This window comes from Actinomadura luzonensis, from assembly GCF_022664455.2.
GTDB lineage: Bacteria > Actinomycetota > Actinomycetes > Streptosporangiales > Streptosporangiaceae > Nonomuraea > Nonomuraea luzonensis.
In genome coordinates, this window is sequence record NZ_JAKRKC020000001.1 from 5,211,490 (window position 1) to 5,227,116 (window position 15,627).

Sequence of the window (15,627 nt, forward strand, 5' to 3'; positions counted from 1 at the left end):
CCGCCCGGGAGGGCTCACGATGGGCGGAGGGTCTCCAGGAAGGACGCCGCCATGACCGTGCTGTCCACCAGACTTACCGCCAGGTACGCCAACCGCCACCCGCTCGTCTGCGCCGGCATGGCCTTCGCCGGGGAGTCGCCGGAGCTCGCCGTGGCGGTCACGAACGCGGGCGGCATCGGCGCGATCGGCGCCGCCCTGCTGCCGCCCGACCGGCTGCGCGCGGTCGTCCGCGAGGTCCGCGACCGCACCGGCGGGGCGCCGTTCCACGTCAACCTCATCACCCTGTTCAGCACGCCCGAGCAGATCGAGGTGTGCGCCGAGGAGCGCGTGCCGATCGTCTCCTTCCACTGGGGCCACCCGCCGGCGGACCGGCTCAAGCCGCTGCACGAGGCCGGGGTGTCGGTGTGGGAGCAGGTGGGCTCCGCCGACGCGGCCCGGCTCGCCGTGGACGACGGCGCCGAGGCCGTCGTCGCGCAGGGCTGGGAGGCCGGCGGGCACAACTACGGCGGCCTGCCGACCATGGTCGGCGTCCCGGCCGTCGTGGACGCCGTGGGCGAGCGCGCGCTGGTCCTGGCCGCGGGCGGGATCACCGACGGCCGGCAGGTCGCCGCCGCCCTCTGCCTCGGCGCGGACGGGGTGTGGGTCGGCACCCGCCTGGTCGCCTCGCGCGAGGCCCGCGTGCACCCCGAGCACCACCGCCGGCTGGTCGCCGCCGACGGGGAGAGCGCGGTGCTCACCTCGATCTTCGGGCCGGAGCTGCCGGCGTTCAACCCGATGCGGTTGCAGCGCAACCGCGTGGTCGCCGAGTGGGGCGACCGGCTCGCCGAGCTGCCGGCCGACCTCGGCTCGTTGCGGCAGGTCGGCACCACGGTCGCCGGGGGCGAGCGGACGCCCATGCGCAGGTTCGGGCTGATGCTGCCGGTGCCGGAGACGGAGGGCGACTGGGAGGAGATGCCCTGGCTGATGGGGCAGGGCGTCGGCCTGATCCACGACGTCAAGCCGGCCGGGGAGATCGTCGGGGCGATGATGGAGCAGGCCGGACGCGTACTGGCCGCCCGCCGCCCCTGACCCGGCCGGCCCGCTGGTCGCTCAGCGGGACGGCACGGCCTCCAGGAGGGAGCGCAGCAGCCGCCCCGCGGTGCCGCCGGGCACCTCGCCCGGCGTGTTCACGAGCTGCGCGGCGAGGCCGTCCACGAAGGTGTGCAGGAGCGCCGCCCACAGCGCGTACTCCTCGCGGCGTTCGGCGTCGAGCGGCAGCATCTCCTCCACGATCGAGGCGATCTGCTCGACCGCCGTCCCCTCCGTACGGGGCCGCCGCACGCGCGGCAGCACCCGGGCGCGCAGGGCGTCGGCGGTGGCCTGGACGACGTAGGACTGCAGCTCGTGCTGGTTGCCGAAGTAGTGGCGCAGCGACCCGGTGGACCAGCCGGCCTCGGCGGCGACGCCGCGGACGGTCACGCCGGCGAGCCCTTCGCGCAGGATCACCCGGACGGCGGCCGCGCCGCTCGGGGTCTACCTCGCCACCGTCGCGGCCGCCTACTTCGCGCTGGGCGTGCTGCTCATGCTCGGCCTGAACGCGGTCGTGCCGCTGGTCGACGGCACCGCGTGGGCGTGGGGCCAGGGCGTGCTCGGCGCGGCGCTCGTCGTCGGAAGCTTCTTCATCCCGGGCGGCGGCTCCGGCCGGGCGGTCCCGCGGGAGCGCTCCCTCACCGCGCGGTCGATGCTGCTCCTGGGCCTCGGCACCTGGCTGTTCGAGTTCGCCACCGCCGTGCCGTACTTCGGCGCGGTCGGCGTCATGACCGCGGCCGGCCTGTCCCCCGCGCAGTGGCTGCCGCTCCTCGCCGCGTACGTCACCGTCATGGTCCTCCCGGGCATCCTGCTGCCGGCCGCGTGGACTCTCCTCGGCGACCGGCTGCGCGACCGGTTCGGGCGCTGGCACGACCGGCTCTCCGCCGGCTCCCGCACCACGCTGAGCTGGATCGTCGGCATCGCGGGGGTCGTGCTGCTGCTCGACGCGCTGCCTGACCAGATCACCGTCACCGCCGCCGCGCCGCTCCTCGCCCTCGCGTTGCCGGGCGCGTCCCCGCGACGTCGCGCCCGCCGCTGCCTACCTTGAGAACATGCAGGCAGACAGCGTCACGCGAGCCAACTGCGGGCCCGGCCATCCCCGCTACCTGCCGATCGGCGAGCACGGCCTGATCGGCGACCTGCGCACGGTCGCGCTCGTGGGCACCAACGGCACCATCGACTGGTACTGCTGCCCCCGCTTCGACGCCCCCTCGGTGTTCGGCTCGATCCTGGACGCCGACCGGGGCGGCTCGTTCGAGCTGGCCGCCGACGTGCCGTTCACGACGAAGCAGTTCTACTTCCCCGACACCAACGTCCTGATCACCCGCTTCTTCGCCGACGACGGCGTCGGCGAGATCCAGGACTTCATGCCCATCGAGGCCGGCGCCACCGACGCCGACCGGCACCGGCTGATCCGGCGGGTCACCTGCGTGCGCGGCACGCTGCCGTTCCGCGTCCTGGTGGCGCCGCGCTTCGACTACGCCCGCGAGGAGCACACCGTCTCCCAGCGCGGCGACCTGACCTGCTTCGCCGCGTCCTCGCTCACCCTGACGCTCACCTCCAGCGTGCCGGTCGAGCACGACGGCCGCGACGCCCGCGCCCGGTTCACGCTGCGCGAGGGCGAGCGCGCCGTGTTCGCCCTCGACCGGCTGCCGCCCGACGCCGAGCCGCGCGGCTGCCCGCTGGAGCACGCCGAGGAGCTGTTCACCGCCACGGTGACGTACTGGCGCAAGTGGCTGTCGGCCTCCCGATACCGGGGCAGGTGGCGGGAGATCGTGCACCGCTCGGCGCTCACGCTCAAGCTGCTCACCTACGCCCCGACCGGCGGCATCGTCGCCGCGCCCACCACGAGCCTGCCCGAGCAGATCGGCGGCCGGCGCAACTGGGACTACCGCTACGTGTGGGTGCGCGACGCCGCGTTCTGCGTCTACGCCCTGCTGCGGCTCGGCTTCACCGAGGAGGCCGAGGCGTTCATGGGCTTCCTGGAGGAGCACGTCCGGCTGAAGGGCACCGGCCCGAGCGGGCCGCTGCAGATCATGTACGGCGTCGACGGCCGCCGCGACCTGCCCGAGGAGGAGCTGCGGCACCTGGAGGGCTACCGCGGATCGCGCCCGGTCCGGGTCGGCAACGCCGCCGTCGGCCAGCTCCAGCTCGACATCTACGGCGCCCTCATCGACTCGGTCTACCTGTACAACAAGTGGGGCACGCCCATCTCCAGCCGCCGCTGGGACGAGCTGTGCACGCTGGTCGACTGGGTCTGCGACAACTGGGACCAGCCCGACGAGGGCGTCTGGGAGACCCGCGGCGGGCGCAAGGACTTCACCTACTCCCGCCTGATGTGCTGGGTCGCCATCGAGCGGGCCATGCGGGTGGCCCGCCAGCGCGGCATGCCGGCCGACATCCCGCGCTGGCGCGCCAGCCGCGACGCCATCTACCGCGACATCATGCGGCGCGGCTGGTCGGAGCGGTTGCAGGGGTTCGTGCAGCACTTCGGCGACGAGGTGCTGGACGCGGCCGTGCTGATGATGCCGCTGGCCAAGTTCGTCTCCCCGACGGACCCGAGGTGGCTGTCCACCCTCGACGCGCTCGGCGAGGCGCTGGTCTCCGACTCCCTCGTCTACCGCTACGACCCCGAGCTGAGCCCGGACGGCCTGGAGGGCCCCGAGGGCACGTTCTCGATCTGCTCGTTCTGGTACGTCGAGGCGCTGGCCAGGGCGGGCCGCGTCGAGGAGGCCCGCCTGGCGTTCGAGAAGATGCTCACCTACGCCAACCACCTCGGCCTGTACGCTGAGCAGATCGGGCACACCGGCGAGCAGCTCGGCAACTTCCCGCAGGCCTTCACCCACCTGGCGCTCATCAGCGCGGCCTTCAACCTCGACCAGGCGCTCGGCTGACACGCGCGCAGGCCAGGCACGCGAGCCAGGGACGCGGGGCAGGGACGCGGCCCATGCGCCCTCCCCCTCAACATCCTCCCGCTTTAGGGCCATATGATCGGCATCATCACCTATAGCGGCAGATATCCCTTCTGACGCGTCCGACATCCGCGCCTCCCCGGAGCCCCATGGACCACGCCACGCGCCGGCGCCGGCACGCCCTGTTCCTGCTCTTCTTCCTCCCGGGGATCGCGATGTCGTCCTGGGTGACCCGCACCCCGGACCTCCGCGACCTGCTGGCGGCGTCCACCGCCGAGATGGGCTGGATCCTGTTCGGCCTGTCGCTCGGCGCCATGCTCGGGATCCTCTGCTCCGGGCGGCTCGTCACCCGCTACGGCACCAGGCCCGTCATCGGGGCCGGCACCGCGATGATCGTGGTGAGCCTGGCCGTCATCGGCGCCGGCGCCCTGACGGCGTCGGTGCCGCTGGTCACGGCGGGCCTGTTCGTCGGCGGCGTGGGCATGGGGGCCGGCGACGTCGCCGCCAACGTGGACGCCGCCGACGTCGAACGCCGCACCGGCAGGACGACGCTGCCCACCCTGCACGGCTGCTTCAGCCTCGGCACCGTCGTCGGCGCCTGCGCGGGCATCGCGGCCACCGCGGCCCGCCTGCCGGTGTCCGGGCACCTGGCCGCCGTCACCCTGCTGGCCGCCGCGATCCTCCTGTACGCCTTCCGCGCCGTCCCGCCCGGCACCGGCCGCGCCGATCCGGCCGCGCCCGCCCCCGGCGCCGAAGCCGGGGCCGGCGCGTCCCGGCAGCAGGTGTGGAAGGACGGCCGGCTGCTGCTGATCGGCGCGATCGTGCTCGCCATGGCCCTGGCCGAGGGAGCCGCCAACGACTGGCTGCCGCTGCTCATGGTGGACGGCCACGGCCTGGACGCCACCTCGGGCTCCCTCGTCTTCACCGGGTTCGCCGCCGCGATGACCGTGGGCCGCTTCTGCGGCACCTTCTTCCTGGACCGCCTCGGCCGCACCATCGTGATGCGGGCCAGCGCCGCGTCGGGGGCGCTGGGGCTGCTCCTGGTGATCTTCTCGGACCAGGCCGTGCTGGCCGGGGCGGCGGTGCTGTTCTGGGGGCTCGGCGCGTCGCTCGGCTTCCCGGTCGCGCTGTCGGCGGCGGGCGAGACCGGGCCCGGCCAGACCGCCCGCGTCAGCCTGGTCGCCACGATCGGCTACGTCGCCTTCCTCGTCGGCCCGCCCGGCCTCGGCTTCCTCGGCGACCACTGGGGGCTGCGGCCGGCCATGCTCGTGGTGCTCGCCTTCGTCGCCTGCGCCTTCGTCCTCGCCCCCGCCGTCGACACCCGCCACCGCCTCACCGCCCTGGCTCCGGAACGTGCCGAGCGTTCCCGGTGAGGGCCGGGCGGGGGGAGGCGAGGACGCGGGCGGCTTCGATCACGGTGGCGCGGCGGCGGGACCAGGCGGCCTCGTCCGTGTCCTCCTCCAGGACGACGCGGCACGTCCCCGGCACCGCGAAGTTCCAGGCGATCAGCCCGATGAGGGTGAAGAGCAGGTCCTGCGCGGCGCGGACGCGGTCCGCCTCCCCGGGCAGGTGGTCGAAGGCGCCCCTGTCCACGAGCGCTTGCACCTTGCCGCGGAAGCCGTCGCGGCGTTCCCCGACGTCCTCGGCCGGTTCGCCGCCGCCCTCCAGCGCCTCCCACAGCAGCAGCCTGATCAGCTCGGGATGCTCCCGGTACCAGTCGAACATCTGCCCGACCGACTCGGCCACCGCGTCCGGGTCGATGGACACCGCGAGGCTGACCTCCTCCAGCCTGGCCCGCAGGACGGCGGCGAACAGCTTCTCCTTGCTGCCGTAATACAGGTAGATGGCCTGCTTGTTGGCCTTGGCCCGGGCAGCGATGCGCTCGACCCTGGCGCCGGCCAGGCCCTTCTCGGCGAACTCGGCCGCGGCGGCGGTGAAGATGCGCCGCCTGGTGTCCTCGGCGTCATAGGGCATGGATGAATTAAACCATTCGGTTGACTCCGGGGGGCACGGGCGGGCAGGATCGGAGGGCAAGTAAAACATCCGGTTGGTTTAGTCGGTCCGGACCCGTTCCCGTTCCAGAAGGGCTTGTCGCCGTGGATGCCGTCGCTCCTCCTGTCCCCGCCCGTTCACCGCTTCCGGCGGCGCTCGCCGGCTCCACCGTCCTGCTCGTCGGCGGCAGCTCGGGCATCGGCCTGGCGGCCGGAGCCCTGCTGCGGTCGGTCGGCGCCCGTGTCGTGCTGGTCGGCCGCGATCCGGACCGGCTCGCGGCCGCCGTCGCCCACCTGCACGCCGTCACCCCGGACGACGACGCCGGCGAGGTGCTCGCCGTCGCCGGCGACGGCGGGGACGAGCGGGTGCTGGCGGAGGCGTTCGACCGGGCGGGGCGCGCCGATCACGTGTTCGTCACCGCGGGCGGCGTCAGCGGCGCGGGCCCGCTGACCGGGCTGCCGGCCGCCGACCTGCGCGAGTCGCTGGACGCCGGCCTCTGGCGGCCCTTCGCGGTCGCCCGCGCCGCGGCGGCCCGGCTGCCCGCGGGCGGCTCGCTCACCTTCAGCTCCGGCATCCTCGTGCTCCGCCCCGCCCCCGGCATGACCGCTCCGCTGTCGGTCGCGGGCGCGGTGGAGACGCTGACCAGGGCGCTGGCCGTGGAGCTCGCGCCCGCGCGGGTGCGGGTCAACGCCGTCCGGTACGGCCGCATCGACACGCCGCTGCTGCGTTCGCTGCCGGGGCTGGGCTCCGACGAGGCGATGGCCGCCGCCGGCTCGGCCGCCCCGCTGGGCCGTTTCGGCACCGCCGAGGAGGCCGCGGCCACGGCCTTGTTCCTCATGGCCAACGCCTACGTCACCGGCCAGGTCATCACCGTCGACGGCGGCGAGACGCTCGCCTGACCGCCCGCGCGAGCCCGGCGGCGGGTCAGGAATCGAGAAGCGCGGGCCGGGGGGCCGGCCTTGGCGTCCTGTGCATGGCTTCCATCGAATTCGCCGTCCTCGGGGTGGCCGACCTCCCGGCGGCCACCCGGTTCCACGCCGACGTCCTGGGCTCGGACCCCAGGATCCGCCTCCAGGCCGCGCACGAGCCGACGTCCGGCTTCCGCGGGTTCACGCTGTCGCTGCTGGCGTCGCAGCCGGCCGACGTCGACGCCCTCGTCGAGGCCGCGCTCGGCGCCGGCGCCGCGACGCTGAAGCCGGTCACGAAGTCGTTGTGGGGCTACGGCGGCGTCGTCCAGGCCCCGGACGGCACGATCTGCACGGTCGCCTGCTCGGCGAAGAAGAACACCGGCCCCGCCACCACGAAGATCGACGACCTGGTGCTGCAGCTCGGGGTGGCGGACGTGGCCGCCGGCAAGCGCTTCTACACCGGACGCGGCCTGGCGGCGACCAAGAGCTACGGCCGCAGGTACGTCGAGTTCGCCGCGCCGTCGAGCCCGCTCAAGCTGTCGCTGTACAAGCGCCGGGCCCTCGCCAAGGTCGCCGGCGTCGCCCCCGACGGCGACGGCTCGCACCGGCTCGTCATCGGCAGCGACGCCGGCCCGTTCACCGACCCGGACGGCTTCGTGTGGGAAGCGACCCCGTCGTCCGGGGACGTGGCCGGCTAACCCGGGCGTGAGGGACCCTCCTCCCGCGCTTCGTCGCGCGATGCCCGCCCGGGGTTCATCGCCGGTTCACCGTGCGCGCCTAACGTCCCAGGAGAACGTCGAGACGGATGGGGACCTGAGGCATGGAGCACGTGACGTTCCTGGTCGTCGTGGTGATCATCACGGCGCTGGCCTTCGACTTCACCAACGGATTCCACGACACGGCCAACGCGATGGCCACCTCGATCGCCACCGGCGCGCTGCGTCCCAAGGTGGCGGTGGCGATCTCGGCCGTGCTCAACCTGGTGGGCGCCTTCCTGTCGGTGGAGGTGGCCAAGACCATCTCCGGCGGGATCGTGGACGACCACCTGGTGACGCCGGCGATGGTGTTCGCCGGGCTGATCGGCGCGATCCTGTGGAACCTGCTCACCTGGCTGCTGGGCCTGCCGTCCAGCTCGTCGCACGCGCTGTTCGGCGGGCTGATCGGCGCGGTGTGGGTGGGCGCCGGGGTGCAGGGCGTGCACTTCGGCACGGTGCTGCAGAAGATCGTCATCCCGGCGCTGGCCTCGCCGCTGATCGCCGGCTTCGTCGCGATGACCGCGACCTACCTGGCGTACACGATCACGGCCCGGGCCCGGCACGAGTCCGTGACCGGCACGTTCCGCCTCGGGCAGATCGCCTCGGCCTCGCTGGTGTCGCTCGCGCACGGCACCAACGACGCGCAGAAGACCATGGGCGTCATCACCCTGACGCTCATCTCGACCGGCGCGCTCGCCTCCGGCTCCGCGCCGCCGCTCTGGGTGATCGCCGCCGCCGGCCTGGCCATCGCGCTCGGCACGTACCTGGGCGGCTGGCGGATCATCCGGACCATGGGCAAGGGCCTGACCGAGATCGAGTCGCCGCAGGGCTTCGCGGCCGAGGCGAGCGCCACCACCGTCATCCTGGCCTCCTCGCACCTGGGCTTCGCGCTGTCGACCACGCAGGTCGTCTCCGGCGCGATCCTCGGCACCGGGCTGGGACGGCGGCTGGCGCGGGTGCGCTGGAGCGTGGCCGGCCGGATGGCGCTGGCCTGGCTGCTGACGCTGCCCGCCGCGGCCGCCGTCGGCGCGGTCGCCGCGGCCGTGGCCACCACCGGCACGCTCGGCGTCACCGTGGCGGCCGTCGTGGCGCTCGCCGCCGCGGCCGCCCTGTACGCCGCCGCCCGCCGCGACCCGGTGCACGCGGGCAACGTCAACGAGGTGCCCGCCGAGCCGCAGCCCGCCGCGGCCTGACCTGGTCGGCGCGGACGAAGGAGGATGTGATGGACGTCAAGTGGTCCGCTCTCGGCCAGGTCCTCGTGGTCAGCCTGGCGGTGAGCGTCGTGGTGGTGGTCGTCTTCTCGCTCGGCGTGACGGCGCTCTCGGCCCGCCGGACCGTACGGGAGACGGGCTCCGGCGGCGCCGGCGCCCTGGCCGCGGCGACGCTCTGCTTCGCCGCCTGCGCGGCGGTGGTGCTCTACGGGATCTACCTGATCGTGCCGCAGTTCCACTGACCCCCAGGGCGGGCGGCCGCTTGCGCGCGGTGCCGGGGCGGTCAGCGGGCGGCGAAGTCCTGGGTCCAGTAGATCTGGCCCTGGGCGTCCTTGGCGGCGCCCACCCCGATGTGCGTGTACGCGCAGTTCATGATGTTCTGCCGGTGCCCGGCGCTCCGCATCCATCCCTTGACCACCTCGGCCGCCGTCCGCTGGCCCATGGCGATGTTCTCGGCCCAGGCCGAGCCGGTGAAGCCGGTCGCGCGGATGCGGTCGACCAGGTCGCGGCCGTCCTGCGAGTCGTGCTCGAAGTAGTCGTTCTTCGCCATGTCGGCCGAGTGCCCGAAGGCGGCCCTGCGCAGCCGGGCGTCGTGGGTGAGCGGGCGGCAGCCGCCCTTGGCGCGTTCGGCGTTGGTCAGCCGGACGACCTCGTTCTCCACCGAGGTGCCGACGGCGGGGCTGGGCCGCTCCGCGGAGGCGGCGGGCGAAGGCGTGGAGGCCGGGGTGGGCTTCGGGGTGGGGGTGGGGGCCGGGCAGGTGAGGCGGACGGCCTTGGAGGTGACGGTCCGGCCCAGGTAGTCGGTGGCGACCGCGTAGTAGGTGCCCGGTTTGCAGGGCAGCCGCAGGCCGATGCGGTCGTCGCGGGTGGCGCCGCTCTTGACGACCGGGTCGTTCCCCGGGACGGCGCGCTTGACGCGGAGGCGCAGCAGCGCCGGGCGGACGCACTCCCGGCGGGCCGCCGACGCCTCGATCACGAGCGCGGCGACGTCCGGGACGGTCACGCTGACGCGGCACCCGTCCGGTTCGGCGGCTTTCCCGGCCGGGGACGCGGACGCCGTGACCGCGGGGGTGGTCCCGGCGGTCACGGCGGGCTGATGGGTGGCTTGGCCGGCGGGCGGGCGGGCGGCTTCGCCGGCGGACGAGTTGCAGGCGGCGGCACCGGCGAGGCCGGCGACGGCGGCGAGCACCCCGAGGGGTCTACGCATGGGGGTTCCTCCAGTGGCGGGAGACGCACGCAGCTCCGCATTGTGCCACAAACTGGACATATCGCCCCTACGTTCTCACCAACCGGCACCGGCCGCCCGCAACACGCGGAGGTCAGTGGACCGGGCCCGCCCCGGGCTCGCCGGTGCTCTGCGCCCGCGCCGGCAGGAGCAGCGCCATGCCGACCACCGCCACGGACAACACCGCGCCGATGATGAACGCCAGCCGCATGCCGTCGAGGCCGGCGACCACCCCGGTGGCGCCCTCCGCCCGCGCGGCGTCGGCCCCCGCGCTCATCACGGTGATCACCAGCGCCGTGCCGAAGGCCGCGGCGACCTGCTGCAACGTGCTCAGGATCGAGCTGCCGTGGGAGTAGAGCCGCGGCGGCACCGCGCCGAGCCCGAGGGTGAACACCGGCGTGAAGGTGGCGGCCAGGCTGATCATCAGCAGCGCGTGCAGGCCGAGCACCTGCCAGTACGGCATGCTCACCGAGACCTGGGTGAAGCCGGCGAGCGCGATCATGATGCCGACCGCGCCGGGGATGACCAGCACCCGCCCGCCGAAGCGGTCGAACAGCCGGCCGACGGTCGGGCCGAGCAGCCCCATCGCCAGCCCGCCCGGCATCACCAGCAGCCCGGTCTCCAGCGCGCTCAGCCCGCGGATGCTCTGCAGGTAGAGCGGCAGCAGGATCATCGAGCCCATCATCGCCATGAACGCCACCGACATGAGGATCAGCGCGACCGTGTAGGTGCGGTGCCGCAGGGTGCGCAGGTCGAGCAGCGGCACGCCGCGCTTCTGCAGGCGGAGCTGGCGGACCACGAAGACCGCGATGGCGGCCAGCCCGCCGCCGGCGATCGCCGCGGCCTCCAGGGGGTCGCCGCCCTCGAACCGGCTGAGCCCGAAGACCAGGCCGCCGAAGCCGGCCGCGGCGGTCAGCACGCTGAACCAGTCGATGCTCGACATCTCGGTCTGGCCGACGTTGCGCAGCCGCTTCAGGCCGCCCCAGGCGATCAGCCCGGCGATCGGCAGCACCACGGCGAACAGCAGGCGCCAGGACCCGAACTGCAGGATCACCCCCGACACCGCCGGGCCCATCGCGGGCGCGACCGAGATGGCGAGGCTCACGTTGCCCATCACCCGGCCGCGGTCCTCCTCGGGCACCACCTGCATCAGCGTGGTCATCAGCAGCGGCATCATCACGGCCGTGCCGGACGCCTGCACGATGCGGGCGCCCAGCAGCACCTCGAACGTCGGCGCGACGATGGCCAGCGCCGTGCCGAGCAGGAACAGCCCCATCGCGGTCGCGTACGCGGCGCGGGTGGTGACCCGCTGCAGGAACCACCCGGTGACCGGGATCACCGCGGCCATGGTGAGCATGAAGGCGGTGGAGAGCCACTGCGCGGTCTGCTCGGTGATGTGCAGGGCGTCCATCAGCCGCGGGATCGCGTTGATCATGATGGTCTCGTTGAGGATGACCACGAACGTGGCCAGCACCAGCAGCCGGATCACGGCCGGCGTGCGGCCCGCGGCCGGGGCGGCGGCGGACTTGGCGGGCGGGTCGAGCTGTGAAGTAGGCACGGCACCTCGTTCGGGGTCGTCGGTCAAGACACGCTCACGACCGGGGCCCTGGCCTTCGGTCGCCGTCAGCGAAGCAGAAGTTGTCGTCATGTACAGAATGACCGGCGGCACCGACAAAACTCATCGGCAGCGGGGAAGGACGTGCCCGCGAGGTGGCCGCCGGCATCCGGTCGGCCGCGCTGTGCCGCGAGCGCCCGGCCGGCGTCGTGCGCAGGAGCAGCCCGCCGGCGGGTCACGCCGTGGGCCGGTCAGCGGGACGGCCCGGCGGCGCACAGGCGCAGCGCGCTCTCCCGGCACAGGGCCGCGGCCTCGTCGGCGGTGAGCCGGCCGGCGGCGACCTCGGCCGCGGCGGCGTGCTGGAGCCCGATGACGGCGGCGGTGAGCCAGGCGGCGGGCGGCGCCGGGTCGAAGGCGCCCGCCTGCTGGCCGCGCCGGACCAGCCGTTCGAGACGCGGGGGCACGACGTCGTGGGGGTCGTTGTCGGCGGGCCTCGGGACCCAGGTGGCGGTCGGGTCGAGCAGCAGCGGGTAGCGGCGGAGGAAGCGCCAGCCGGCGTCGAGGAAGGCCGCGAGCGCGTCGGCGGGCGGCGCGGTGTCGAGCCCCGCCTCGTCGAGCAGGGCGCCGTAGTCGGCGGCGGCGGCCTCGACGAGGGCGGCGAGGAGGGCGTCGCGTGAGGGGAAGTGCGCGTAGACGGTCTGGCGGGTGACGCCGGCCGCGGTGGCGATCTCCTCCATGCTGGCGTCGATCCGCTCGCCGAGCACGACGCGGGCCGCGTTCAGGATCGCGTCGATGCTGCGGCGGGCGTCGGAGCGGCGGCGGCGGGCGGGCGCGGGACCGAGCGTGTCAACCATCACCTGGATGCTATCCGCCCCCACCGTCCCCCCGTCGGCCCATCGGCCCGGCCCGCTCTGCGAGCCGGGGCGCGCCATGATCCTCCGGTGACACGCCGGAGGCGGTGAGGCACACTACAAGGCATGCGGACCCCTGCCGTGACGCTGTTATCGGTCCTGGCTCTGGTCGCGGCGGTGGCGTGCGCGCCCGCCGCGGCGCCGCCCCCGAAGCCCTCCCCCACACCCCGGCAGGGCGTCCTGCGGCAGACGCCGGACGACATCGGCCGCACCGCGGCCAGCATGCGCAAGCTGGACGACCTGCCGCTGTACGAGATGACCTACCACGGCGGCTACGACGCCGAGGCGCCGCTCACCGACGCCGAGCTGAACAGGAAGGGCGACGGCTGGGCGTGCTCGCTGTTCCACCGCCCCGGCGAGTTCGGCCGCAACTTCGACTGGCTGCCCAACCCGGCGATGGTCGTGCACAACCGCCCGCCGGACGGCTACGCCTCGATCTCCCTGGCCGACGTCTCCTACCTGTTCCCGCCCCGGGTCCGGCCGAAGCTGACCATCGCGCAGGACCGGCGGCGGCTGGCGCACGCGGTGCTGACGCCGTTCGACGGCATGAACGAGAAGGGCCTCGCCGTCGGCCTGGCCCAGGCCCCGGACGCGCGGCTGCCCGCGCCCACGCCCGGGCGCACGACGGTGAGCGGGGTGCGGATCATCCGGCTGATGCTGGACCGGGCCGCGTCCGTGCCCGAGGCGATCGAGCTGATGCGCCGCTACGACCTGGACTTCACCGGCGGCCCGCAGCTCCACTACCTGATCGCGGACCGGGCGGGCCGGTCGGCGGTCGTCGAGTACGCGGGCGGCCGCATGAACGTCATCGACGACCGTTACCTCACCAACATCACCATGACCGGCGCCGACCGGGCCGCCAAGCTGGCCGACCGCCGTTACCGGCTGCTCGCCGAGGGCGGCGGCACGGAGGCGATGAAGCTGCTGCGCAAGGTCGCCCAGCCGCACACCCAGTGGTCGATCGTGTACGACCTGGACGACGGCACCGCCGAGCTCGTCACGGGGCAGCGGTGGAACCGGGTGCGGAACCTGCGGATCGCGACGGCGAACTGAGCGGCCTGCGATCAACGGTGACGATGCCGTTCCTTTTCTTTCTCCCGGGTAATGGCGGGACCGGCGCGCGCGCACGCATTGTTCAACTCATTTCCCGGTGAATACGCCGGGCTTTCGCGTGCGTCCGGCGGGCGGCGGCTGAGCGGCCGCTCAACTCCCCACGTCAGGCCGGAGTTTCTGGATGGGTTCGAGGGCGAATTAGGGTGCCCGGACAAACGGCCGGACCGATACTTGAAAGTTTCACCGGCACTCGACAGAGAGAGTGACAATCGGGTCAGAGTATGAGTTGACGTGCAGCGGGCGCCGTCTGGCCCGACTTCCGGGCCCTGTCCGGCCGCCGGGCCGGCGGGGCGGATCCCCGAGAATTCCGGCCATCCGAATCCCCTTTACGGTCACTCTGCCGATGGCGCGGCACCTTGGTATCGGTTGCGCAGTCGAGCAAGAGTCAGGCATCCGGTAAGCGCCATTGACTCCTTCCGGCAACATCGATATAAGGTTCATATCGTTCAAGAGCGCGAGATCACGCGCTAAGTCGAGACAGTTCCGCAGCTCCCATTTCGATGTTGTTTCGAGGCATTGTCGAGGAGCGCCGTAACATGGCGATTGACGTCCTCCGTATTCAGCGACGAAACCCCCGGACTCCCGGCAAGGGAGGTGCTGGGCGATCAGTGGCCGGTTAGCAGCGGCGGCGCGGGATCCCCATCCCCTGGATCCAGGCCCCGTCCGCACGATGTTCTGCCTGCCGTACGCCGGAGGAGGCGCCAGCGCCTACACCGGGCTTCTCCGCCGGCTCACCGATCTCATCGACCTCACCGTCGTCCCGCTCCAGCTCCCCGGCCGCGAGAACCGCATCGCCGAGCCGCCGGCCTTCACGGTCGCCGGGATCGCCGACGAGATCGCGCCCGCCACCGGCGAGCCGTACGCCCTGTACGGCCACAGCATGGGCGCCCGGCTGGCCTTCGAGGTGGCCCGCGAGCTGCGCCGGCGCGGCCTGCGCCCGCCGTCGCGGCTCTACGTCGGCGGCGCGCACCCGCCGGACCGCCGGGTCCCGCTGGCCGCCGCCGTCGAGCTGCCCGACGACGCCTTCATCGACCAGCTCGTCCGCAGGTCGGGCGCGCTGCCCGAGCTCAAGCACCTGCCGGAGCTGCGGGAGCTGATGCTGCCGGTGCTGCGCTCCGACTTCACCTGGATCAGGAACTACGCCTACGCCCCCGAGCCGCCGCTCGGCTGCCCCGTCGTGGCCTTCGGCGGGCTGGACGACGGGGAGGTCGGCGCGGCCGAGCTGCTCGGCTGGGCCCGGCACACGGCCGCCGGCTTCCGCCTGCGCACGCTGCGCGGCGGTCACCTGTTCGTCAAGGACAGCCCCGGCGAGCTGGCCGCGCTCATCGCCGCCGACCTCACCGCCGGGCACGCGCCGCCCGGGCCGGACGAGCTGCACCTGTGGCTGGGCGGGCCGGACGGGCACGAGGCGGTGCTGCGCCGCCACGCGGGCCGCGCCGTGGCCGGGGCCGTCCACGCCGGCGGCCTGACCCTGGTCGCCGCGACCGGCCAGGACGCGCCGCGCCCTCCAGGGGCGTCCGGGGAGCACGGGCCGGGGATCGGGGTGGCCCTGCTGCGCGCCCTGGGACCCGGCCGAGGCGGCGCGGGCGCGGCGGGCGGGCGGCGGGGCGGCGGGGCGGGCGGCGGGTGGCCGGCCGAGCTGAGCGACGACGAGCGGGAGCAGATCGAGGACGCCGCCGAGGAGGACCGGCCGTGGCTGGCCCTCCACGCGGTCGCCGCGAAACGGGCGCTGCTGGCCGCCTGCGGCGAGGACGCCGACCCGGCCGCGGCCGGCTTCCCCGACCTCGCCGACCCGGGCCCCTGGCGGGCCCGCTGCGGGCCGGGCCTGGAACGCCTGGCCCGGTGGCAGGTCGTGCGCCTGCCCCTGCACACCGCGCGGGGAGAAGTGCTGGCCGCGGTCGCCGTACCGCCCGGCAGGGCGCTGCTGAGCCTGGACATGCCCGCCGTACCGGCCGCATGACGGCGGGACGAGGGCGG

General features: G+C 74.1%; 15 protein-coding genes. 10 read left to right on the forward strand and 5 right to left on the reverse strand.

From position 1 onward, the window contains the following. The first annotated feature begins 51 nt into the window (after window positions 1–51). Window positions 52–1,068 (forward strand): NAD(P)H-dependent flavin oxidoreductase, encoded by a 1,017-nt coding sequence (locus tag MF672_RS24835; protein WP_242380944.1) that lies wholly within the window; start codon window positions 52–54, stop codon window positions 1,066–1,068. A gap of 21 nt (window positions 1,069–1,089) precedes the next feature. On the opposite strand, the gene MF672_RS24840 is transcribed toward MF672_RS24835, so the two are convergent. Then, window positions 1,090–1,485, reverse strand: a complete 396-nt coding sequence (locus tag MF672_RS24840) for a TetR/AcrR family transcriptional regulator (protein ID WP_507161377.1) — start codon at window positions 1,483–1,485, stop codon at window positions 1,090–1,092. Between MF672_RS24840 and MF672_RS24845 the strand changes: the two genes are divergently transcribed. The 3 genes from MF672_RS24845 to MF672_RS24855 all read left to right on the forward strand — a co-directional run bounded on the left by MF672_RS24845 (window position 1,418) and on the right by MF672_RS24855 (window position 5,353). Then, on the forward strand, window positions 1,418–2,116 hold the full coding sequence (locus MF672_RS24845; protein WP_242380942.1) for a GAP family protein: 699 nt from the start codon (window positions 1,418–1,420) through the stop codon (window positions 2,114–2,116). The two genes, MF672_RS24840 and MF672_RS24845, sit on opposite strands and share 68 nt — an antisense overlap. A gap of 4 nt (window positions 2,117–2,120) precedes the next feature. Next, window positions 2,121–3,962, forward strand: a complete 1,842-nt coding sequence (locus MF672_RS24850) for a glycoside hydrolase family 15 protein (protein ID WP_242380941.1) — start codon at window positions 2,121–2,123, stop codon at window positions 3,960–3,962. Window positions 3,963–4,129: 167 nt separating this feature from the next. Continuing rightward, a complete protein-coding gene (locus tag MF672_RS24855) occupies window positions 4,130–5,353 on the forward strand; it encodes an MFS transporter (RefSeq protein WP_242380940.1) in 1,224 nt (407 codons plus the stop codon). On the opposite strand, the gene MF672_RS24860 is transcribed toward MF672_RS24855, so the two are convergent. After that, the gene (locus MF672_RS24860; RefSeq protein WP_242380939.1) at window positions 5,313–5,954 is read right to left on the reverse strand and encodes a TetR/AcrR family transcriptional regulator; all 642 of its coding nucleotides are present in this window, start codon (window positions 5,952–5,954) and stop codon (window positions 5,313–5,315) included. The genes MF672_RS24855 and MF672_RS24860 overlap by 41 nt on opposite strands. A 122-nt stretch (window positions 5,955–6,076) precedes the next feature. On the opposite strand from MF672_RS24860, the gene MF672_RS24865 reads away from it, so the two are divergent. The 4 genes from MF672_RS24865 to MF672_RS24880 all read left to right on the forward strand — a co-directional run bounded on the left by MF672_RS24865 (window position 6,077) and on the right by MF672_RS24880 (window position 9,088). Then, complete coding sequence (locus tag MF672_RS24865; RefSeq protein WP_242380938.1) at window positions 6,077–6,871, forward strand: SDR family oxidoreductase; 795 nt, start codon at window positions 6,077–6,079, stop codon at window positions 6,869–6,871. Window positions 6,872–6,945: 74 nt separating this feature from the next. Next, entirely contained in the window at window positions 6,946–7,578 is a 633-nt protein-coding gene (locus tag MF672_RS24870) for a VOC family protein (protein WP_242380937.1), read from the forward strand. Between the two features lie 122 nt (window positions 7,579–7,700). Next, the gene (locus tag MF672_RS24875) at window positions 7,701–8,828 is read left to right on the forward strand and encodes an inorganic phosphate transporter (RefSeq protein WP_302893260.1); all 1,128 of its coding nucleotides are present in this window, start codon (window positions 7,701–7,703) and stop codon (window positions 8,826–8,828) included. 29 nt (window positions 8,829–8,857) lie between these two features. Further along, window positions 8,858–9,088, forward strand: coding sequence for a hypothetical protein (locus MF672_RS24880; protein ID WP_242380936.1), 231 nt, complete (start codon window positions 8,858–8,860; stop codon window positions 9,086–9,088). A gap of 41 nt (window positions 9,089–9,129) precedes the next feature. Here MF672_RS24880 and MF672_RS24885 read toward each other — a convergent pair whose 3' ends face one another. From MF672_RS24885 to MF672_RS24900, 3 genes are all read right to left on the reverse strand, one after another. Then, a complete protein-coding gene (locus MF672_RS24885) occupies window positions 9,130–10,053 on the reverse strand; it encodes a CAP domain-containing protein (RefSeq protein WP_302893261.1) in 924 nt (307 codons plus the stop codon). Between the two features lie 112 nt (window positions 10,054–10,165). Continuing rightward, on the reverse strand, window positions 10,166–11,629 hold the full coding sequence (locus tag MF672_RS24895; protein WP_242380935.1) for an MDR family MFS transporter: 1,464 nt from the start codon (window positions 11,627–11,629) through the stop codon (window positions 10,166–10,168). Window positions 11,630–11,877: 248 nt separating this feature from the next. Further along, window positions 11,878–12,480 (reverse strand): TetR/AcrR family transcriptional regulator, encoded by a 603-nt coding sequence (locus MF672_RS24900; protein ID WP_242380934.1) that lies wholly within the window; start codon window positions 12,478–12,480, stop codon window positions 11,878–11,880. A 123-nt stretch (window positions 12,481–12,603) separates the two neighbouring features. On the opposite strand from MF672_RS24900, the gene MF672_RS24905 reads away from it, so the two are divergent. Both MF672_RS24905 and MF672_RS24910 read left to right on the forward strand, forming a co-directional pair. Further along, window positions 12,604–13,590 (forward strand): linear amide C-N hydrolase, encoded by a 987-nt coding sequence (locus MF672_RS24905; protein WP_242380933.1) that lies wholly within the window; start codon window positions 12,604–12,606, stop codon window positions 13,588–13,590. A 730-nt stretch (window positions 13,591–14,320) separates the two neighbouring features. Further along, window positions 14,321–15,610: a thioesterase domain-containing protein gene (locus tag MF672_RS24910; protein WP_247815418.1), complete on the forward strand. Its 1,290-nt coding sequence runs from the start codon at window positions 14,321–14,323 to the stop codon at window positions 15,608–15,610. Window positions 15,611–15,627: the final 17 nt, after the last annotated feature.

What these genes read in the sequence shown, in the direction of transcription:
- MF672_RS24835 (WP_242380944.1), top strand. Translation starts at nt 52, where the DNA reads ATGACCGTGCTGTCCACCAGACTTACCGCCAGGTACGCCAACCGCCAC.
- MF672_RS24850 (WP_242380941.1), top strand. Translation starts at nt 2,121, where the DNA reads ATGCAGGCAGACAGCGTCACGCGAGCCAACTGCGGGCCCGGCCATCCC.
- MF672_RS24855 (WP_242380940.1), top strand. Translation starts at nt 4,130, where the DNA reads ATGGACCACGCCACGCGCCGGCGCCGGCACGCCCTGTTCCTGCTCTTC.
- MF672_RS24860 (WP_242380939.1), bottom strand. Translation starts at nt 5,954, where the DNA reads ATGCCCTATGACGCCGAGGACACCAGGCGGCGCATCTTCACCGCCGCC.
- MF672_RS24870 (WP_242380937.1), top strand. Translation starts at nt 6,946, where the DNA reads ATGGCTTCCATCGAATTCGCCGTCCTCGGGGTGGCCGACCTCCCGGCG.
- MF672_RS24875 (WP_302893260.1), top strand. Translation starts at nt 7,701, where the DNA reads ATGGAGCACGTGACGTTCCTGGTCGTCGTGGTGATCATCACGGCGCTG.
- MF672_RS24880 (WP_242380936.1), top strand. Translation starts at nt 8,858, where the DNA reads ATGGACGTCAAGTGGTCCGCTCTCGGCCAGGTCCTCGTGGTCAGCCTG.
- MF672_RS24885 (WP_302893261.1), bottom strand. Translation starts at nt 10,053, where the DNA reads ATGCGTAGACCCCTCGGGGTGCTCGCCGCCGTCGCCGGCCTCGCCGGT.
- MF672_RS24900 (WP_242380934.1), bottom strand. Translation starts at nt 12,480, where the DNA reads ATGGTTGACACGCTCGGTCCCGCGCCCGCCCGCCGCCGCCGCTCCGAC.
- MF672_RS24905 (WP_242380933.1), top strand. Translation starts at nt 12,604, where the DNA reads ATGCGGACCCCTGCCGTGACGCTGTTATCGGTCCTGGCTCTGGTCGCG.
- MF672_RS24910 (WP_247815418.1), top strand. Translation starts at nt 14,321, where the DNA reads ATGTTCTGCCTGCCGTACGCCGGAGGAGGCGCCAGCGCCTACACCGGG.